21 protein-coding genes, 2 pseudogenes and 1 other annotated feature are annotated in these 20,925 nt (G+C 36.5%); of the genes and pseudogenes, 1 reads left to right on the top strand and 22 read right to left on the bottom strand.

The window, feature by feature from the left end; translation table 11 throughout:
- Positions 1-2: 2 nt before the first annotated feature.
- The 19 genes and pseudogenes from rsmB to HMPREF0518_RS07705 form a co-directional block, all read right to left on the bottom strand.
- Positions 3-1,367 carry a 16S rRNA (cytosine(967)-C(5))-methyltransferase RsmB gene (gene rsmB / locus HMPREF0518_RS07615; RefSeq protein ID WP_003627583.1) on the bottom strand — a complete coding sequence of 455 codons (1,365 nt, stop codon included), beginning with the start codon at positions 1,365-1,367 and terminating at the stop codon, positions 3-5.
- On the bottom strand, positions 1,318-2,262 hold the full coding sequence (gene fmt / locus HMPREF0518_RS07620) for a methionyl-tRNA formyltransferase (RefSeq protein WP_080543084.1): 945 nt from the start codon (positions 2,260-2,262) through the stop codon (positions 1,318-1,320). Before fmt ends, rsmB begins: the two co-directional genes overlap by 50 nt.
- 13 nt (positions 2,263-2,275) lie before the next feature.
- Positions 2,276-4,675 (bottom strand): primosomal protein N', encoded by a 2,400-nt coding sequence (priA, locus tag HMPREF0518_RS07625; protein ID WP_003627586.1) that lies wholly within the window; start codon positions 4,673-4,675, stop codon positions 2,276-2,278.
- A 50-nt stretch (positions 4,676-4,725) separates the two neighbouring features.
- Positions 4,726-4,950: a DNA-directed RNA polymerase subunit omega gene (gene rpoZ, locus HMPREF0518_RS07630; RefSeq protein ID WP_003627587.1), complete on the bottom strand. Its 225-nt coding sequence runs from the start codon at positions 4,948-4,950 to the stop codon at positions 4,726-4,728.
- 2 nt (positions 4,951-4,952) lie between these two features.
- Positions 4,953-5,567: a guanylate kinase gene (gmk, locus tag HMPREF0518_RS07635; protein ID WP_003627588.1), complete on the bottom strand. Its 615-nt coding sequence runs from the start codon at positions 5,565-5,567 to the stop codon at positions 4,953-4,955.
- A gap of 137 nt (positions 5,568-5,704) precedes the next feature.
- Positions 5,705-6,146 (bottom strand): annotated as a pseudogene (locus HMPREF0518_RS07640) (ASCH domain-containing protein).
- On the bottom strand, positions 6,139-7,821 hold the full coding sequence (gene recN, locus HMPREF0518_RS07645; RefSeq protein WP_003627591.1) for a DNA repair protein RecN: 1,683 nt from the start codon (positions 7,819-7,821) through the stop codon (positions 6,139-6,141). The pseudogene HMPREF0518_RS07640 and the gene recN overlap by 8 nt, the downstream one beginning before the upstream one ends.
- 10 nt (positions 7,822-7,831) lie before the next feature.
- Entirely contained in the window at positions 7,832-8,644 is an 813-nt protein-coding gene (locus HMPREF0518_RS07650; RefSeq protein ID WP_003627593.1) for a TlyA family RNA methyltransferase, read from the bottom strand.
- Positions 8,645-9,514 carry a polyprenyl synthetase family protein gene (locus HMPREF0518_RS07655; protein WP_003627594.1) on the bottom strand — a complete coding sequence of 290 codons (870 nt, stop codon included), beginning with the start codon at positions 9,512-9,514 and terminating at the stop codon, positions 8,645-8,647.
- 2 nt (positions 9,515-9,516) lie between these two features.
- Positions 9,517-9,759: an exodeoxyribonuclease VII small subunit gene (locus HMPREF0518_RS07660; protein WP_003627595.1), complete on the bottom strand. Its 243-nt coding sequence runs from the start codon at positions 9,757-9,759 to the stop codon at positions 9,517-9,519.
- 2 nt (positions 9,760-9,761) lie between these two features.
- Entirely contained in the window at positions 9,762-11,105 is a 1,344-nt protein-coding gene (gene xseA / locus HMPREF0518_RS07665) for an exodeoxyribonuclease VII large subunit (RefSeq protein WP_003627596.1), read from the bottom strand.
- Positions 11,095-11,943 carry a bifunctional methylenetetrahydrofolate dehydrogenase/methenyltetrahydrofolate cyclohydrolase gene (locus HMPREF0518_RS07670; RefSeq protein WP_003627597.1) on the bottom strand — a complete coding sequence of 283 codons (849 nt, stop codon included), beginning with the start codon at positions 11,941-11,943 and terminating at the stop codon, positions 11,095-11,097. The genes xseA and HMPREF0518_RS07670 overlap by 11 nt, the downstream gene beginning before the upstream one ends.
- 58 nt (positions 11,944-12,001) lie before the next feature.
- Positions 12,002-12,394, bottom strand: a complete 393-nt coding sequence (nusB, locus tag HMPREF0518_RS07675) for a transcription antitermination factor NusB (protein WP_035504779.1) — start codon at positions 12,392-12,394, stop codon at positions 12,002-12,004.
- A 7-nt stretch (positions 12,395-12,401) separates the two neighbouring features.
- Entirely contained in the window at positions 12,402-12,827 is a 426-nt protein-coding gene (locus HMPREF0518_RS07680; protein WP_003627600.1) for an Asp23/Gls24 family envelope stress response protein, read from the bottom strand.
- 17 nt (positions 12,828-12,844) lie between these two features.
- Complete coding sequence (gene efp, locus HMPREF0518_RS07685) at positions 12,845-13,414, bottom strand: elongation factor P (protein ID WP_003627601.1); 570 nt, start codon at positions 13,412-13,414, stop codon at positions 12,845-12,847.
- An 83-nt stretch (positions 13,415-13,497) separates the two neighbouring features.
- Positions 13,498-14,607, bottom strand: coding sequence for a M24 family metallopeptidase (locus HMPREF0518_RS07690; RefSeq protein WP_003627602.1), 1,110 nt, complete (start codon positions 14,605-14,607; stop codon positions 13,498-13,500).
- Between the two features lie 109 nt (positions 14,608-14,716).
- Complete coding sequence (gene rpmA, locus HMPREF0518_RS07695) at positions 14,717-15,007, bottom strand: 50S ribosomal protein L27 (protein WP_003629151.1); 291 nt, start codon at positions 15,005-15,007, stop codon at positions 14,717-14,719.
- Between the two features lie 18 nt (positions 15,008-15,025).
- Positions 15,026-15,337, bottom strand: coding sequence for a 50S ribosomal protein L21 (gene rplU, locus HMPREF0518_RS07700; RefSeq protein ID WP_003627604.1), 312 nt, complete (start codon positions 15,335-15,337; stop codon positions 15,026-15,028).
- Positions 15,338-15,351: 14 nt separating this feature from the next.
- Positions 15,352-15,432: a sequence feature (ribosomal protein L21 leader region), on the bottom strand.
- A 137-nt stretch (positions 15,433-15,569) separates the two neighbouring features.
- Positions 15,570-16,871, bottom strand: a pseudogene (locus tag HMPREF0518_RS07705) (DUF2325 domain-containing protein); the annotation flags it as partial.
- 138 nt (positions 16,872-17,009) lie between these two features.
- On the opposite strand from HMPREF0518_RS07705, the gene HMPREF0518_RS07710 reads away from it, so the two are divergent.
- Entirely contained in the window at positions 17,010-18,035 is a 1,026-nt protein-coding gene (locus HMPREF0518_RS07710) for a branched-chain amino acid aminotransferase (RefSeq protein ID WP_003629154.1), read from the top strand.
- A gap of 43 nt (positions 18,036-18,078) precedes the next feature.
- On the opposite strand, the gene HMPREF0518_RS07715 is transcribed toward HMPREF0518_RS07710, so the two are convergent.
- From HMPREF0518_RS07715 to HMPREF0518_RS07725, 3 genes are all read right to left on the bottom strand, one after another.
- Positions 18,079-18,756: an HI_0552 family protein gene (locus HMPREF0518_RS07715; protein WP_003627607.1), complete on the bottom strand. Its 678-nt coding sequence runs from the start codon at positions 18,754-18,756 to the stop codon at positions 18,079-18,081.
- A 65-nt stretch (positions 18,757-18,821) separates the two neighbouring features.
- On the bottom strand, positions 18,822-19,001 hold the full coding sequence (locus tag HMPREF0518_RS07720; protein ID WP_003547962.1) for a 2-hydroxymuconate tautomerase: 180 nt from the start codon (positions 18,999-19,001) through the stop codon (positions 18,822-18,824).
- 70 nt (positions 19,002-19,071) lie between these two features.
- Positions 19,072-20,868, bottom strand: coding sequence for a DUF2207 domain-containing protein (locus HMPREF0518_RS07725; protein ID WP_003627610.1), 1,797 nt, complete (start codon positions 20,866-20,868; stop codon positions 19,072-19,074).
- Between the last annotated feature and the right edge of the window lie 57 nt (positions 20,869-20,925).

Here is a 20,925-nt window from a genome sequence, read left to right on the forward strand (position 1 = left end):
ATCTAACCTCGTAATCTAAATTTTGCAATGAAAAATCCATCATTGCCATCTTGATCAGGCATTATTTTTAACATTCCTGTCTTGGACTCAAGCTTGCTTAATGAAAATGGTTTTAATTCAAAACCAGGATGAATTCGCAAGAATCGCTTAACTACTTCTTCATTTTCTTCCATTGAAATTGAACAGGTTGAGTATACTAACTCTCCCTCTGCTTTTAACAATTTGCTAATAGAATCTAAAATCGTTAACTGAATTTTTTGTAAGTTTCTTAAATCTTGCAAACTTTTAGTATAACGAATCTCAGGTTTACGTCTTAATAACCCTAGTCCTGAGCATGGAGCATCAACTAAAATTTTAGTAAATTCGCCTGCTTTAAATATTTCATGTGCTTTTCTAGCATCACATGCCTTAGTTGTTACCTTATCTAAAACATGCATCCGCCGTGCATTTTCTTTTACTAAACGCAACTTCTTTTCATGAATATCTAATGCAGTAACATCACCGTGGATATTTTCGGCAATCTGTACGGTTTTACCGCCAGGTGCACTACATGCATCTAAAACATGTTCAGTTTGATTTTGATCAAAATCAAAAGCTTCTACCACTAAGCTAGCGGCTTCATCTTGAATTATCAACTTTCCCTGCTCAAACAAATCACTCTCACTAATACCACCATGACTTAAGACGGCATCATTAAGAGATAAATTGGACCATTCTGGCTGATATCCTTCTTTTTTTAATTGATCAAAAACTTTGTTTCTATCTGCTAATGATGAAATTCGTACACTATTTTTAGCCGGGTCATTAATACTGCTCAAAACCGACTGAGCTTTTTGCATGCCCCAATTATCAATTAAATATTTAACTAGCCATTCAGGAACACTTTCCTTAATACTTAAATATTTAATAGTATCTTTTTCATCAGGCAAAATCACGCCGCGTCTAATAAATGCACGCAAGATTCCGTTCACTACTCTATAGCCTGACGAATGATGTTTGCCAAACTGCTTAGCTAACTTGTTTGCTTCGTCTAGCACAGCACGATTAGGAACCTTATCCAAAAATATTATCTGATAAAGAGACATTAATAAAAGTGGCTTCAAATATTTTTCAGTAATTTTTGTTTTTAGCAATCCCGTCAATTGATATTCCAAAAAAAGACGATACTGAATCGTACCATAGACAATTCTAGTCGCTAAATTTTGATCTGCAATTGATAAGTCAGAATGCTTCAAACTATTATTCAAACTAATATTTGAATATGAGCCATTTTGTAAAACTTTAATTAAAGTCTCTAAGCTAATTGCACGGGCACTTTTATTTGTCGACAATTTCTTCTCCTGGGGCAAACTTGCTGCCTTGACCATTTAAAAAGTTCTTAATATCCATCTTCTTCTTGCCACTTGGTTGTACCTCAAGCAAGTTCAAAACAGTACCATCTGCAAAACTAATTGCAAAGCGGCCCTTATTAGCCACTACACAACCCGGCTTTAAATCAGTACTATCCTTAGCTACTTCTGCTTTCCAAACTTTAAAACGCTTGCCTTCAAGCATCATGTAAGCACCTGGATCTGGATTAAGAGCACGAATCATGTTATTAGCCTCAGTAGCTGTCATAGTAGGACCGATTCTTTCTTGCTCTTTAGTAATGTTAGGTGAAAAGACTACCTTATCTGGATCTTGTGGGATCTTCTTAATGCTGCCATCAATAATCGAAGGCAAAGTTTCTAATAACAAGTCTCTACCTACAATTGATAATTTGCTAAACAAAGTACCAGCATTATCATCTGGTTCAATCTTAATTGCCTTTTGAGAATAGATATCACCAGCATCCATCTTCTTCACCATTTCCATAATGGTAATACCAGTTTCTGCATCCCCATTAATAAGTGAGTATTGAATTGGCGCACCACCACGATATTTTGGCAAAAGTGAACCATGAACGTTAACAGCTGCAATTTTTACTGATTTTAAAAACTTAGTTGGCAAAAATTGACCATAAGCAGCAGTAACGATTAAGTCGGCATGCATATCAATCACTTGTTGCATTTCTTCTGAGCCAGATAATTTTACTGGTTGAAAGACTGGCAAACCATGCTTTTCTGCAGCAATTTTAGCTGGAGTCTTAGTAATTTTTTGCTTACGGCCTACTTTTTTATCAGGCTGAGTTACAACAGCCTTAATTTCATAATTATTTTTAATTAAACCTTCTAATACTGGAACAGAAAATTCTGGTGTTCCCATAAATATTACTGATGTCACCAAAGCATCTCCCTTACATTATTCTTTCTGGTTCATTATCGATAAAAATACTTAATCCATATTTTTTAGCTTCTTGAGCAGAATCTTGAACATGGTGTAACAGTTTATTCAAATTTGGCTCTTTTTTATATTTTACCAGTATTTGGTAATAATATTGATTTTTTACTCTAGAAATTGCACTTGGGGATGGTCCTAAGATTATCACTTGATTATTCAAATGTTGCAATAAATATCGTTTAATCTTAAATGCTTCTCTAGCCGCATTTTGCTCTTTTTTAGCAGCAACTGATATTAATACTGTATAAAAATATGGTGGGTAATTACCAGCATGACGCATATGCATTTCATAACCATAAAATCTTTCATAATCCTGCGTTTGTGCCAATTGAATGGCATAGTGCTCTGGATTATAAGTTTGAATTAAAACTTCGCCTTCCTTGTCGGCTCGGCCCGCACGGCCTGCAACTTGCGTTAATAATTCAAAAGTTTTTTCCGATGCATTATAATCAGATAACCATAATCCCGTATCCGCGTTAATTACGCCAACTAAAGTTACATTTGGAAAGTCCAATCCTTTAGCAATCATTTGAGTTCCTAGCAAAATATCCGCTTCATGATTACCAAATGAATCTAGGATGCGTTTATAACTACCTTTTCTTCTGGTGGTATCAACATCCATTCTTAAAATTCTAACTCCTGGCAAAAGTTCGTCAAGTTCTTCTTGAACTTTTTGGGTTCCCGTTCCTACGAAACGAATCTTTGAACTCTGACAATTAGGACAACGAGTAGGTATTGGCTCTGTATGCCCACAATAGTGACATTGCATGCTATTAGTATCTTTATGCAAGTTAAGCGAGATATCACAATTAGGACATTTCAAAACAAAACCACATTCCCGACAGAACATAAAATTAGCAAAGCCACGCCGGTTAAGCATTAAGATAACCTGCTCTTTTTTCTCTAGTCTTTTCTTAATGGCGTCAACCAATTCAACGGATAGATCAAATTGACCACCCGCAAATTGAACATGTTTAAGATCAATCAAATTAACTTTCGGTAATTTCTTGTGATTTGCGCGTTTGGTTAACCGCAATAAATGATAGACATCTTTTTGAGCGCGAGCACGACTTCCAAGCGATGGAGTGGCACTCCCTAGTACTAGTGGGCAATGATGATACTTGCTGCGCCAAATTGCCACATTTTTGGCATTGTAGCGCGGATTGGTCTCTTGCTTATATGATGATTCATGTTCCTCATCAATTACGATTAAGCCAATATTATCCAGCGGTACAAAAACTGCACTTCTTGCTCCAACTACTACTTGAATTTCGCCGCGGCGAATTCTGCGCCATTCATCATATTTTTCACCTTCAGATAAAGCACTGTGCAAAACAGCCACCTTATCACCAAAACGTGCTTTCACTTGTTTAACCATTTGAGGAGTCAACGAAATTTCTGGCACTAGCATCAAAGCAGTTCTTCCTTGAGCTAAAGCTTGCCCAATTGCATGTAAATATACTTCAGTTTTTCCGCTGCCAGTAATTCCCTCAAGCAAAAAAGTTTCTGCTTTATGCTGATCTATAGCTTTATTAATTTGATTTAATGCAGTTTGCTGTTCATCGTTTAAAGTTACCGGAACCGGCTTTTCTTCATCTTCAAAGCCAGCTAAAGGATTACGATAAACTTCAACAGCCTTTCTTTTTAACCACCCTTTTTCAACGGCAGAATTCAAACTAGCTGTAGACAAACCCAATCCCTTTATTAAACTACTTTGACTTTTAGGATAATCATCCTTGTTTTCAATGATATCCATAATCAATTGCTTTTGCTTAACTGCATTTTGGCGCAAAGTATTATAAATTTTAGTATATTCCGCAGAATCAAGCGTCAATTCATATTGGTTTTCTTTTTTCTCTTTAGCCCTATTTTCAACAACATATTCTATTTTGGCATCATCACTTTTTAACAATTGATGAGCCTTTTTTATTTGCTTCAGATCCGTCATTTTGGATAAATCAACTGGATCACCTTGAAAAAAGGGTATCTGCTTTGCTTTTTCATTTGCAGGCACTAATAGTTTGCGATAACCTGCTCGCATTACCCATGGCAGCATAGCCTGCAAAATAGTTATTCTATATGAAAAAATATTTTGTGCTAAATTTTCAGATAATTTGATTAATTCCGGCGTAAGTGGTGGCATTTCATCTACTGTGACTAGTAAATCCTTCAGTTTGCCTTTAAATTGACTTTTTTCTTCTATACCAACCACAAAGCCTTGTACTTTTCTCCGACCAAATGGCACTATTACCCTTGAACCGATTTTTACATCTTTTTCTAATTCAGCCGGAATGTGATATTCGAAAATACGATCCGTTTGCTTAGCTGCAACATCAACAATAACCTGAGCAATCATCTAATCACCTGTAAAAAAGACCTCCACCCCAAAGGATGAAGGTCAGTAAATTAGTCTTCAAGGTTAACCTCGGCATGAGCTGGGTCAACCGTTACTTTACCAGCGGCAATTTCTTCAAGTGCCTTACCCACTGCCTTATCACACTTGAAATGATCTAAAGTTGGTGGATCACCAGCTTCAAGTTCATGTGCTCTCTTAGCAGCAAGAACAGATAATGAATAACGTGAATCAACACGTGACAACAATTTATCAATTGATGGATAAGTAATTCTCATGATTAATCCTCCTTGACCATCTTGCGATAGTCATCAATTACACGTTTAACACTGACATGCTCTGCATCAACAATTGCCTTGATATGGTCTACTGCATTAGCAACTGTATCATTTACAACTGCATAATCATACTCTCCCATTTCCAAGATTTCATTTCGAACTTGCTTAATTCTACCACGAATTACATCTTCTGACTCGGTACCACGATGTTCTAATCGTAAATGCAATGTATGCAAATCTGGTGGAGTTAAAAAGATGAACACGCCATCTGGCATTTTTTCACGGACCTTAGCGGCACCGTTAACGTCAATCTCCAATAAAACGTCCTTGCCATCATGCAACATCTTTTTTACGGGAGCTAATGGCGTACCATAATAATGTCCAACGTAATTGTTATATTCTAATAACTCACCATTTTTAATAGCTTCTTGAAAACGTTCTTCACTTACAAAGAAATAATCTTTACCATCGACTTCTCCAGGTCGAGGCTTACGAGTAGTCATCGAAACTGAATACTCAAACGGAAAGACTTTGTTTTCAACAATAACACTTTTCACAGTTCCCTTACCAACACCTGAAGGACCAGAAAGTACTAATAACAAACCTTTATCTGCCATGTTGAACTCCTCTTAGTAACTATTAATATATCTAGTTTGCACTAAAATCATTAGTTTTTCAAGTTTTCTCTTTTTGTAGTTCAACCGTAGACGTCCCAAGGTATTAGAAAAAGCAGGCTAATCACCTGCTTTTTGCTTTAATCTACCTTTTCGAAAGTTTCGCAAACTACTTCAGTATTTTCAGTAAAAGTAGTATCCAAATCTTCTTCACATTCCTGTGCGAAAAATTTTTCATGAACTTTCCGCCAATACTCATATGAGCGATCTCCTTCGCCCTCTAAATATGCATGTTCAGCTGAAACGTTCTTAAACGGCATAATTTCAACGGTTTTGTTTTGAATTACACACACCGGTTCATTTTTACCATTTAAAACAATTGCATATTTTCCTACAACGGGCATGGCTCCATCAAGATCATATACGCTTGTAGTAGCAAGTTTTTATACCTCGATTGACCAAATCACTCAAGACATCGGCATCATGACTATTTCTACCAAAGGCAAAAACTTCTTCCAATTCTTCTGGATCAACATGATGTTTTTGACAAAAATCTATACAAAAATCATTAATTTTATTCATCTTTAATACTCTTAATTAAATCAGCAGCATTCTTTTTAGCTGCATCTGTTACATCTTGTCCTGCCATCATCTGAGCAATTGCAGTGATGGTCTCTTCTTTACTCAACGGTCCTATTTGCGTAAAAGTAGAACCATCTTTTACTTGCTTAGCAACTAAGTAGCTTTGATCACCAGCCGCTGCAACTTGCGGAGAGTGAGTGATGGCAATTACTTGCTTGTCTCGACCAATTGAATGCATCTTTTTACCAATTGCCGCAGAAACTCGTCCAGACACACCCGTATCAATTTCGTCAAAAATCATTGTTCCCACTGGCTCAACACGGCTAAAGATAGCTTTCAATGCCAGAATCAATCTAGACTGTTCACCGCCAGAGACAATTTTTACCAGTGGCATTAAATCTTCACCTGGGTTAGGTGCGATTAAAAATACAATTGCATCTGTTCCTTTGGCTGTAAAAGTCTTGGTTTCTTCAAAATTAATGGAGAAACGTGCCTTTTCCATATAAAGGTCCGCTAATTCTTGCTTAATCTGCTCTTCTAGTGAATGGGCAACTTTTTCTCGAATCAAATGCAACTGTCTAGCTTCTTTAGTCATTTTTTCTTCGACTTGAGCCACTTCTGCTTGCAGCTTTTCTTCATCTAGACCACCAGTTTCAAACTGACTAAGTTCTTTTTGCACTTTAGCATAAAAAGAAAAGACATCTGCCAAAGTTGGACCATACTTTTTCTTCAATGAGTTCAATGTATCAATGCGATTAGTCACATATTGGTAACGTTCTTCATCAAAATCCATTTGATCCATCAAATTAGACAATTCGCTACGCGCATCGTTTAAAGCATAAACTCCATCATCAACGGTTTTGGCAAAATCCTTAAATTTTGAACCAAATTCTGTCAAATCTGTTGCTGCATTTTGTGCATCCCCAAGCAATGTCGCAATTCCATGCTCGTCATCATCATACAGCTGCATAAAATAGTTGGCAGTATCTGCAATTTTTTGATAATTATTTAGCTCATTATATTCTTCTTCTAGCTTTTCATCTTCATCAGGATCTTCCAAATTGGCAGACTCTAATTCATCATTTTGAAATTGAAGAATATCTTGCTTTTGAGCTAATTCCTGTGCATCTTGACGCAAATGACGCAGTTGATTGGTTAATTTTTGCCAATGACGGTAGTCCTCTTGATATGCCGATAACTCTTCTTTAAAAGAATCAGGTGCGTAATCATCAACCAAATCAATTTGACGATCTTGGTCCATCAATATTTGCTGATCATGCTGACCATGAATATCGACTAAATAATTACCAATTTCACGCAAAACATTGATGGTTGTCAATTGACCATTAATACGTACTATATTTCTACCCTTGATGGCCAATTCCCGGCTAATTACCAATTGATCATCATCATGAGGCAAGCCATATTTTTCACATAGCTCTGCAATTTTTTCTTTTTGATTATCAAGTACAAATAGACCTGTAATTACAGCTTTTTGTTCTCCAGAACGGATCATCTCTTTTTGACTGCGGCTCCCCATTAATAATGAAACCGCATCAATGATAATAGATTTACCAGCACCAGTTTCACCGATAATCACGGTCATTTTTTCTTGAAAGCGAACTTTTAAGTTTTTAATAATCGCAAAATTTTTAATATCTAGTTCAACTAGCATTTTTCCACTCCTAGAGACTATTTACAGCACGTTCGACTACTTCTGCTGACGTACTTGACCACAAATTACAACCGCCATTAGCTTCATCTTTTTGTAAATGAATCAAAAATTCGATATTGCCTTTACCACCCTTGATTGGTGAATAATCGACATCTAAAACATTAAAGCCAATTTCCATTGCTTTTTGCATAGTATGTTCAATTACATTTTTGTGTACTTCATGATCATGGACAATACCATGTTTTCCAACGTTTTCTGGACCTGCTTCAAATTGAGGCTTAATTAAACAAACGGCATCACATTGATCTTTGAGAATTTCATACATTGGAGGCATGATCAAATCAAGAGAAATAAATGAAACATCTGTCATGGCAAAATCAGGCAAGCCCTGATCAAAATCAGCAGGCTTAGAATAGCGGAAATTCTGCTTTTCCATTACTACCACGCGAGGATCATCTCTTAATTGCCAAGCCAATTGGTTATAGCCTACATCTAAGGCATATACCATTTTGGCACCATTTTGCAAAGCAACATCGGTAAATCCACCAGTAGAAGCACCAATATCCAAACAAATTTTATCTTTTAAATCAATATCAAAAACTTTTAATGCTTTTTCAAGCTTAAATCCGCCTCGAGAAACATATTTTTTGCCATCATCTTTGACATAAAACTTCTCGCCTTCAGGGAATTTAGTCCCACTCTTATCAATTCTTTGATGATTATGATCGGAAACCAAACCTGCCATAATTGCTCTTTGTGCAGCAGAACGAGAATGAAAAATTCCTTGTTCGGCTAATAAAACATCTGCTCTTTGTTTTGCCATTTACAACACCTTTTGATATAGATCCAAAAAACCAGCTAATACTTCCCCATTCAAGCCCTGCAAATCATCTTTAGCTTGATCAATCAATTCCTTTAATTTTTTGCGGCTTTGATCAATTCCTAATAAAGTCAAAGTATTATTTTTACCCTCTTCTTTATCCTTATGAGTTGCCTTGCCGGCCTCTTCGCTTGTCTCAACGACATCAACCAAATCATCATAAATTTGATATGAACGACCAAAGGCCTTAGCAAAATCAATTAATTTTACTTGTTCAATATCACTAGCCTTGGCATAAACAGCTGCCATTTCCACGCTAGCTTGAATTAAACAGCCTGTTTTTAGCCATTCCATTTGATTGATAAATTTGGCATCGCCAGCAACACTTGCATTATTAGTTGAATCAATATCAAGATACTGACCACCTACCATGCCATTAGGCCCTACTGCTTGCGTAATAATATTGACCAATTGAGCAGATTGGCTGCCTTCCGCTATCCATTGAATGCCTAATGGTAAGAGTGCATCCCCAGCTAAAATAGCTTCAGCTTCGCCCCATTTTTTATGGCTAGTCAACTTACCGCGACGATAATCATCATTATCCATCGCAGGCAAATCATCATGAATTAATGAATATGTGTGAATCAATTCAATACCACAGACGATTCTGATTTCAGGCTCATCTATTTTGCGCCCTAATGTATTCAATGTTGCTAAAAATAAAAGTGGTCTTAATCTTTTACCACCAGCCATAACTGAATAAGCCATGATCTGACTAATTTTTTGATTATCTACTTCTGAAGCTAAATGCTTCGCTAGATAATCATCAATTACTGGCGTCCAATCTTCTTTAAAACACTTAAATGCTGTCATAATTAATCCTCTGGAGCTGCTGCATTATTTGGATCTAATTTATGTTCAGTGCCATCGCTATCAATTAACTTAGCCACAGTTTCTTCTGCGCTAGTCAACTTTTTATCCAATTCACGACTAATCTTTACACCTTCTTGAAATTCCTTCAAGGCATCCTCAAGTGGCACATTACCATTTTCAAGATTAGTGACAATTTTTTCTAAGCTATTTAATTGTTCTTCAAAATTATTTTTCTTTGTTGGCATCTTTATTTCCTTACCTCTGTAACTGTTGCTGTAACTTCTCCATCTTTAAAATGAAGATTTAAATGATCATCTTTTTTAATCTGATCAACTGAGCTAACGGTTTCGCCCTCTTCATTAGTAGTATAAACAAAACCACGCTCTAAAGTCTTAAGTGGACTATAATCATCAAGTTGTTGTACTATTTTACTAAAATCGCTACGCTTGTTCTTTAAATAGTGCTTCATATTATCATTCAACTGCTTTGCCAAGAATTTTTCTTGTTGCTTCATCCCTGCAATTTGTTTATCTGGACTGACACTAAGCAAACGTTGTTTCAATAAACGATAATTTTGCAATGAATTATTTACTTTATTCTGAATACTATTTTGCAAACGCTGCTTCAATAAATCAACTTGTTGAATTTGTTGATCATAAAGTCTGGTAGGTTCTCTCATAATCACAGAATTCTTAATTCGATTCAAGCGATCTCGCTTTTGGTTAATATTATTTTGCATCCCTGCAATTAACCGACTCTGTAACTGATGAATTCCTGCCAACTCATCTGCCAAATTAGGCGTCGCATATTCAGCCGCTGCCGTTGGCGTAGCTGCACGTGCATCAGCGACTAAATCACATAAAGTGGTATCGGTTTCGTGTCCTACTGAAGAAATAACCGGCATTGGCATAGCATAGACTTGCCGCACAACTTCTTCTTCATTAAATGACCACAGATCTTCTAGCGAACCACCACCACGGCCAATGATCATGACATCATACTCGTCACCTTGTGCAGCAATTTGTCGCATCGCTTTTACTAATGAATCAGCTGCAGTATCACCTTGCACTTGTGCTGGGAACAAATCGATTTCGGCATGCGGAAAACGGCGATTGGCTGTAACCATAATATCATGAATAACAGCTCCCGAAGCACTGGTTACGACTGCGATCTTATCAGGAAAACGTGGCAACTTCCTCTTATGCTCCGGATTAAACAGACCTTCTTTGGCCAATTTAGCTTGAAGCTGCTTTAATTGTTCATAAAGCGCACCAAGTCCAGCTGGCTCCATATTTTCGGCATAAAACTGATATGATCCTTGTGGTCCATAAACGCTAACATAACCAACAACATATACTTTCATTCCTTCTTCAGGCTTGAATTTTACCTTATCAAAGTAAGAACGAAACATGACTACGTTAATCTTAGATTTTTCATCTTTTAATGAAAAATACTGGTGTGAATTACGGCGATAGCGAAAGTTGGATAATTCACCTTGCAAAAATACCTTATGCAAGTAAGGATCATTTTTAAACTTTTGCGTAATATAATAATTTAAATCTGTAACCGTTAAATATTTATTATCGGTCATTTTGTCTCCTAGTTAATTTAACTACTGCTTCCATCAAAAATTGTACGGTTAAGGGACCTACACCACCTGGAACAGGGGTAATATAACTGGCTTTTTCTTTGACATTATCAAAATCTACATCACCAACTAATTTACCATCAACATGATTCATACCAACATCAACAACAACTGCGCCATCTTTAACCATATCTGCTTTAACTAAAAATGCTTGACCAGTTGCAGATACCAAGACATCTGCCTTTTTAGTGATTTCGCCCAAATTCTTAGTTCTTGAGTGCGCAATGGTAACTGTAGCATTTTGTTCTAACATTAAAGCTGCTAAAGGCTTGCCTACGATATTGCTGCGGCCAATGATCACTACGTTTTTGCCTTCTAGCGGAATTTCATAATGCTTAAGCAAGGCAATAATTCCTTCAGCTGTAGCGGGTTCAACAAAATGCTTGTCCATCCAAAGATGACCAATATTCGCAGGAGTCAATCCATCTGCATCTTTATTAGGATCAATTCTTTCTATTAAGGCATCCGTATCGATTTGTTTAGGAGCTGGCAATTGCACCATTAAACCATTGATTGCTGGATCCGCATTTAATTTATCAATTAAAGCTATAGCCTCTTCTTGCTTAGTATCAGCTGGCATTTGATAAATGTCTTGAATAATACCCATTTTTTCAGCTCGACGCTTTTTAGTTCGAACATAAATTTTGCTTGCAGGATTGTCCCCAATATTTATTACGCAAAAATGTGGCGTTATTCCCTCATCTTTTAATTTCTTAACCTTTTCTTTAAGATTTTGACCTAATAAATTTGCAAATGTCTTACCATCAAGAACTTTTCCCATTATTTTTCTCCTTATTACTAAAAAATAGCCGATAAAGCTGCCGGCTATTCAATTGTTATTAAACAAAGTTTGCTAACATACCATTAATAAATGGTTTTTCTTTTGGCTCAGCAAATTCGTCACATAAATTTAAAGCTTCATTAACTGCTGCTTTAGGATCAATTTCATCACTATTCTTAATTTCAAAAAGTGCAACTTCCATAATAGCAACAACTATTTGACTTACACGTTCAAGACGCCAGCTTTTTTTCAAATGATTAGTTAATTCAGACTGTAAATCTTCACGATTTTCAAGTACGCCTTCAATTAGTTTCTTTGAATAGGCAGAAAGCTGTTTTAAATTAAGTGTTGCGACGACTTTTGTTTCCACATCTTCAGCAGATAAATCTGGTTCTTGATTAGCCAAATATACTGCTTGCATAGCAACTTTTCGACTTTCGTGTTGGTTCATTATCTCTCTATTCATCCTCCGGAAACAGCTCTGAGGCAGTTTCTTCAGCTTCTTTTTCATCTTCTGGGAAAGCTAAACCTACCACGTGAACATTGATTGACTTAAGTTCAAGGTCAGTCATTTGTAACAATTGAGCCTTTAATTCCTTTTGAATTTCCATCCCTACTTTAGGAACATTTACGCCACTTTCAAGGTAGACATAAACATCAGCAATTAATTTGTTGTCTTCGTCAACTTTTACATTAACGCCTTTGCCATGATCTTCACGACCAAGAACCCAATTAATGCCTGACTTTAAGCTACCGCGCATTCCAGCAACGCCATCAATTTTTTCAGCAGCAATACCCAAAATAACTTCTAGAACACTTGGATCAATTTTAATTTGTTCGCTGTTTTCTTCACCACTTAAGCGAATTTTTGAACTATCTGCCATTTTGTTACCTCAAAAAACTACTTATTTGCACGTGATACGTATTTACCATCAGAAGTGTTGATAGTTAATACGTCACCTTCGTTAATAAAGAATGGTACGTTAACTACCAAGCCAGTTTCCATAGTAGCTGGCTTACCACCACCTGATGAAGTATCACCCTTGATGTTTGGTTCAGTCTTAGCTACCTTCAAATCAACAGTATTAGGCAATTGAATACCTAAAGTTTCACCATCGTGCATGATTACGTTAACTACCATGTTTTCTAACAAGTAGTTAGCTTCATCCTTGATTTGTTCATTTGGAATAGCTAATTGATCGTAAGTTGAAGTATCCATGAATACGTAACTTGAACCATCATTGTACAAGTATTGCATTGACTTAGTTTGAATATCTGCAGTTTCAACCTTTGCAGTTGAACGGAAAGTATATTCTTGAACAGCGCCAGTTCTCAAGCTCTTAAGCTTTGAACGTACAAATGCACCACCCTTACCTGGTTTTACGTGTTGGAATTCAACAATACGCCATAAATCGTTATTGTATTGAATAGTTAAGCCATTCTTGAATTCGTTTACTGAAATCATTGTCATAATATAAGTCCCTCATTTCTACAATTATTATCTTACCAATCTTAGACCGTTTTGGCTATAACTTCGGCCTATTAAAATATTAACTATAATGAAATTAACTCATCTTTTGGCAAAGTAGATAAAGTTTCTGGCGTCTGATCATGAATTAAAATATCATCTTCAATTCTAACGCCGCCTTTATCAGGCAAATAAATTCCCGGTTCAACGGTATGAACCATATTATTGACTAATTTGGTTGTTTTAAATGGCAAAGCAGGTTGACATAATTCATGGATCTCAAGGCCGATGCCATGACCAATTCCATGACCAAAATATTTACCATAACCTTGCTGAGTTATGTAATCACGTGCTGCCTTGTCAACATCATAACCGGTATTACCGACAACAGCTGCCTCAATTCCGCGACGCTGTGCTTCATGCACAATATCATAAATTTTGTGCATTTCTTCATCAACTTCGCCTAAAGCAATCGTCCTAGTAATATCAGCAGCATAGCCATGATAAAAACTACCAAAATCGATGACAATCATGTCGCCTTCTTCAAGTTCTTTATCACTAGCTACGCCGTGCGCCCAAGCTGATCGAACTCCTGAAGCAACAATCGTTTCAAAGTCGGGGCCGTCTCCACCATTCACTTTAAAAAGATAATCCAACTTAGCACCGATTGCGCGTTCTTTTACGCCAGGCTTGATCATTGGCAAAATACCTTTGAAGCTTTCCATCGATATGTCAATAGCTTTGCGCAAGGCCGCAATTTCAAGTTCATCTTTTACATTGCGCACACGTTCAACTAATTCTTCAACCATTTCAAAATCAATATCTGGATTTAATTCTTTTAATTTTGAAAATTCACTAGCTGAAACGAATTCACCTTCTACTAAGACTTTCTTGACATTCATCTTTTTAAGGGCATTAGTCAATTCTTCATAGTCGCTTGAATGTTTCATTACTACATCCATCTCGCCTGGAACTTGTGCTTTAATTTGACCTGCAAAACGCGAATCTGATAAAAGCGTTCTTTCACCATTAGCAGTCAATATTAATTGTGCTTCTTCACCGGTAAAATTAGTAAGATAACGATAATTAGCCTGATTAAAGATAATCATAGCATCTGCATTATGTTCCTTAATCAGAGCAGTAACCTGATTAATACGATTATTAATTAATGTTAGTAATTCTTGTTTATTTTCCATTATCAAAGACCTTCTTTGCGTGTGTTTTATTAATTATACTAAATCTCCTATGGAAAATACCATAAAAAAGACGGGTAGCTAGTGCTACCCGCCTTATTTTATATCTGAATTACTTAGCTTCTTCAGCTGGGTATACAGAAACTTGCTTCTTGTACTTGCCAAGACGTTCAAACTTAACAACGCCGTTAACAAGTGCAAATAAAGTGTCGTCTCCACCTTGACCTACGTTCTTGCCTGGGTGAATCTTAGTACCACGTTGACGGTAAATGATAGTACCTGCGTGGATAGTTTGACCGTCACCAGCCTTAGCGCCTAAACGACGACCAGCTGAGTTACGACCGTTGGCACTAGAACCGCCACCCTTGTGGTGGGCAAATAATTTCATACCTAAAATATTCATAATCATTTCACCTCTGAATTAAGCTTCAATCTTTTCAACTGTAACCTTAGTGTAAGGTTGACGGTGACCATACTTGCTGTGTGAGTGCTTCTTAGGCTTGTACTTGAAAGTTACAACCTTCTTTTCCTTGCCTTGCTTTTCAACTTTAGCAGTTACCTTAGCACCATCTACTAATGGAGTACCAACCTTAACGTCGTCACCATTAGCAACAAGGATAACTTCGTCAAAAGTTACTGAGCTGCCTTCTTCAGCATCAAGCTTTTCTACAAATACACTGTCGCCTTCTGCAACTTTGTATTGCTTACCACCGGTCTTAATAATTGCGTACATTTGTACACCTCCGAAAAAATACTTAGACTCGCCGAACTGAGGTGCTTCTTACTCAAGAAGACTTCTAACCCCGAGCCGTGCGGTTGCAGATGTGGAGGTCTCCACAAATACAACTCTTATAGTTTACTACCTAAAAAAGAATTTATCAATAAAAACAAGACAGATATTAATCATCTTTTGCTTCTTTATATTCAATTGTCTGCGTACCTTCATAAGCTGGCAATTTATTTTATGCACGATACAGTGCTCGTTCAAATGATCTATAGCCTTTTGATGAAGAAACTGCAAATTTCACGCCATACTTTGAAGCAAATTCTTGAATGTTCCAAGTGGCATCGTGTGCAGCATATGCCGTCATCAAAATCACAATATCAAGATCTTTAATCTGTCGCTCCATAACTTTCTTTTTGCCTTCAAAAGCATTGATTGGAATAGGAATGCCGTTATAGCGATTTACGATACCTTCCAAAATTCCTTCGTTTTGATTATCGCCAATCGCAATACCCACTCGCTGGTAATGCAAATTCATATCCAGTTTAGTTAATTCTTCTGCAGCTTTGTCTTTATTCTTGTCTTTCTTTTTATAGGAAAGATCTGATTGTTTTGGTGGATCTACTTGATAAATCCAGCGAATTTGTACAGCATCAGCAGGATTTTTCTTAATGCGGACATCCCCTGTATACCAAGCCAAGTCAACAATTGAGCCATCTTCTAAATGAATGTTTTCGCCCTGATAATAACTTGAATCTGCTGGAATTGTGATTGCTTTGCCACGAATACGCAATTTTTCACCCTTGATATTACGCGTAATTGCTAGTTGACCAGTTCTGCCTTGCACAACGGCATAACGAAATTCTTCGATTGGATCATAATCACGCGTACGCAATTTACGATAACCAACCACACGCAAAATTTCTGCTTCATAGTTAGGATTATCCCGATCTTCTAAAGCCTCAACAATATCACCGCTTTTCAAATTAAGTGAATGAATTTGCGATTCTTTAATGCGATAAACAATTTGACCATCATCATTAATTAAATTACAGCCAGAAAGTGCACGAATAACCGTGTATCGTTTTCCTTTACGATAATCACGCTTAGGTTGTTCTTTGGGTTTCATCGCATCTTCAAAAATCTTCTTGTTGACTGCTTCTTTAGTTGTTTTCGATTTCTGGATTGCTTGATCAAGCTTTCCCAAAACATTGCCATACCGCTTACCTACTCCAGGAACAAAGGTTAATTTATGCAATGCTTCCAGTGATGTCTTCTTAGCTTTTTCATCCCCTGGTGTTTCAATCAAGCTAGTTAATCCTATTAGCAACTGCTTAAATTGTTTTAAATCTGCATTACGCTGGGCCATTGACTGCGTATTGGCTTGTTTTTCTGGAGCAGTTTTATCTTTAGGCTTATCTGCACTTCCACCATCAGCCATAGCGATAATTGCTTTAATAGCATTCAAGCTGTTAGCTAGACTCTTATCGTCTGCTTCAGTTTTATTTAAAATTACTTTGATATTATTACGATAATCGTACATACTTTCACCACTTTTTTAATTTAGCTATACTGTTCTATTTTTTACTTACTTTTAATATATATCAAATCTTTTGCTTTTTAACTTAAATCCCACTATAATTTAACAAAAATGATACTGAGAAAACGAGGAGGAAGAAACATGGCTAAAACTCATCCTGAAGACTTAGACTGGAATAAACTTGGATTTAAATACCACGATTTGCCCTATCGCTGGGTTGATGAATTTAAAGATGGCAAATGGCAAGGCGGCCACTTAACTCAAGATTCATCTATCACCTTTAACGAAGCAGCTGAGGAATTGCACTACGGACAAGAAGTTTTTGAAGGGCTAAAAGCTTATCGCAGAAAAGACGGCGGCATTAATTTATTTAGACCGGAGCAAAACGCCAAAAGAATGGCTAATTCTGCTAAACGACTTTTAATGGAGCCTTATCCAGAAGAAGAATTTGTTAAAGCTGTTAAGGAGGTTGTTAAGGCAAATCAAGACTTTGTCCCTCCTTATGGTTCTGGTGGTACGCTATATCTTCGTCCATTCATGATGGGGATGCAGCCAATCGTTGGCGTTTCACCATCTGAGACATATCAATTTAGAATCTATGCCACTCCAGTTGGTGCTTATATTAAAGGCCTTAAGCCAATGCCTTATGAGGTTAGCGACTACGATAGAGCAGCTCCTGCCGGTACTGGACAAGCAAAGACTGCTGGTAATTATGCCAGCAGCTTGATGCCATCATTAATTGCCAAAAAGAACGGCTTCGCTGATGCCCTTTATTTAGACCCAAAGGAGCACAAATATATTGATGAATTTGGTGGTGCAAACTTCTTCGGCATTACAAAAGACGGTCAGTTTCAGACACCAAAATCAGATTCCATTTTGCCATCTATTACTAAGCGTTCAATTTTAAAGATTGCCAAAGATCTTGGTCTTGATCCTATTGAAACCAAAATTCCAATTGATGATGTTGATCGTTTCGTTGAAGCAGGTGCTATGGGAACTGCTGCGGTTATTTCACCTGTTGGATCACTTACTTACAAGGGTAAAAAGCATGTCTTTGGTGATGAAACCAAAGTAGGCCCAATTACCCAAAAACTCTATGATACTTTATTTGGCATTCAAGTTGGTGATCTAGACGACAAATATAATTGGACAGTTAGACTAAGTTAACAAAAACTAAGCTTTATGAAAATAAGGACTTATTTCGGTGTTGTCATCGAAGTAAGCCCTTATTTTTAACTGATTTTTCATATAAAGGCAACAGGTCTACAATCGCATTTGTAATAAAGTCTTCCATATTAACATCATGTTGTTGATCTCTGAAGACAAACTTGCCCACCAAAAATGTAGCATCTGACAACTCTGATTTAAATTGTTTTTGTATATCAGTTTGCTTTAAATAATCACTTAATTTTGTATGATCATCAAATTCAGAAGACATTTCACCATTCCAAATATACCAATTTTGCAAATCAATTTGTTTACTCCAACTAGGAATGTCAGCCAATAATTCGTTATATTGTTCAGGCGTAATTTTTCTGTTTTCACTCCGATAATGCTGGAACATTAAATATACTTGCAATTGCTTTTTATCTAGCATTACCCCAACACACGGATTGGCATCTGCTAAATCTTGCAAACGATATGATGCCCAGTAATGATCGCGCAAATTCCAGCCATTAGTCCAGCTCTCTACATGAACTTTAGCAAATTTTCCTGTCGGCAAGTTTTGTGCAACAGCCTGATTAACAGCCTTCCACGTTTGCCAAACGCCTTTAAATTCATCCTTTAATTCTGCTACCTCTGCTTCAGAATGTTGCATCTTAATTTTCTTAAAAGAGAATTCTGGTTGATCAAAAATCTGAAACATTTCTTCAGTTAATTGCGTCATATTTATCCCCTAATCCTAGAATAAAAAATAATCTTTTGCCAACGCAAAAGATTATCGCTAAACTATTAAGCTCTCCATTCGCCGCCTTGGCCGTATGAATGCTTGCCTAATTCATTAATGATCACATGGATATGTTCCTTAGGTGCACCAGTATTCTTATGTACAGCTTCAGTAACATCCTTCATTAAGTTAGTAATTTGTTCGTCAGAACGACCTTTAATTAATTCAATATGTACAAATGGCATAGTTTATCCTTCTTTCTTTTTTATTAATTATACAAGTTTTTCTGTTTTTTGTTTTAAAATTCTCAGCTGGTTAAAAAGCACCGCCGCCGCTTCCGCCACCCACACCACCGGAGGAGCCGCCTGAAAAGCCACCGCTACCACCTGATGCAGAAGAGGAGCCATAAGATACTCCTTCAGAAAAACAGCTGGTAAAGTTTCTTTCAAATCCATCACTGCCTGTGCTATAGAAAGAACTCCCCACAATAAATCCTGTCGCATCTAATTCATCTTGAGTAAATTCAAGTTTCAATTGCTTCAAAACCTTTTTTGACAAGCCGAAGGCAACGGCATATGGCATAATATCTTCCCACAAAATCAGATCGCCGACATCCTTCATCTTGAATCTACCAATATCATCAAGCATCTTTTCAAATCCACGAACTTGATCAGTTTCTAATGCACCTTTTTGAGTATACAAGCTAATTTTATGATTACCGACAAAGAAGGCAATGAATTCTATGACAATTAATAAAATTCCACCAATCACAACGCTAGCCATAGATGGCCCAAGTTGAAAAATTGCAATAATCCAGGCAGCAATACTAATCATAATTCCTACAATAGCTAAAGTACGGTAATGGATTCTAGCTATTTCTAATTCATGATCTAAAAAGCCAGCTTGTTCAGTCTGCTTGTATTTTCTCTTGCACCAATTATCAAATTTCTTACCTAATTTTCTGGAAGTGTAATTTCTTAATTCCTTGGTTGTAAAAGACTTTCTATCACCAACTTGATTGAATAAGAAATACAGCAAATCATCCTGCAAAATACTTTTATCTACCAGAGAAATGCGATAATTTGTTTTCTTTAAATGCTTAGTTTTGAATTCTTCAATTTTGATTTTCTTTTTAGCAGCAAGTTGCATCAAATATGCTGTAAGTGCCTTGGTATCTGGCCAAGCAGCATTATCTAAAATTTGAGCAGTCACTGGATCTACATTAGGAATTTCATAATTATGGGCAAGTTCTCCTTGTTTCTTAGGTTTAAAGCCCATTTTCTTACCAAAGAATCCTTTAACAATAACCACTAAGCCAGTAATCAAAGATACAAAAGCTAAGCCCCAGCCAAAGTATGATTTTCTTTTTCTTCTCTCATTAGCTTCTCTAGCTAATTGGGCCTCTTGTTTTTCAATTGCTTCTTTTTTATTTTGATCAACATAATTTTTATTTGCGGCCGTGACAGCTGTAGGGAAAATCGCATGTACTTCGATGCCAACATCACCAGCCATATCGTCTGCCTTCATAATAATTTTGCCTTTGTGCAGTAAAACCTGGGTATAACCATCTAAAGAACCATGTGCCCAAGCTTTTAATCCTTCTACTGATTCAGGAAAAACAACCGTAGCTTGCGCATGATCAATATCAGTATCCCAACCATTACCTATAATTTTAAAATTCAATTCAGCAGTATCTTTATAATTAGTAATTAAATCTAAAATTTTGTAGGAATATTCAACTTTAATCCGATTATCTTCAGAAATTCGATGAAAAACCTTAAAACGATAAGAATTATTTTCTTTAGTTAGCTGATAAGTGTTATTTTTCTTATTATTTGCGGCAATAACTGGTTGATCATTTACTTTTACTTGAATATCCTTAATTTTTTGTTTTCGCGTCAAATTTTGCCGATAGTATACACCGCGCGCATCACTATCAAAATCATAATAAATCTTCCGGTGAATCATTACTGAACCATTACGATTAACTTTTGCGGTAACATTCATGTCAGTAATATCATAATCAACATTGGCTTTTACAGGTTGAGCCCACATTGCAAAAATACTTATTAAACTAAATATCCCAATTAAACTTAAAAGTTTCCTTTTCATTGTTACCCTCCTTACTTTTCCAAGTTATTTGAAATAATCATATCTTAATAATGCAAA

This window comes from Lactobacillus helveticus DSM 20075 = CGMCC 1.1877, assembly GCF_000160855.1.
Taxonomy (GTDB): domain Bacteria; phylum Bacillota; class Bacilli; order Lactobacillales; family Lactobacillaceae; genus Lactobacillus; species Lactobacillus helveticus.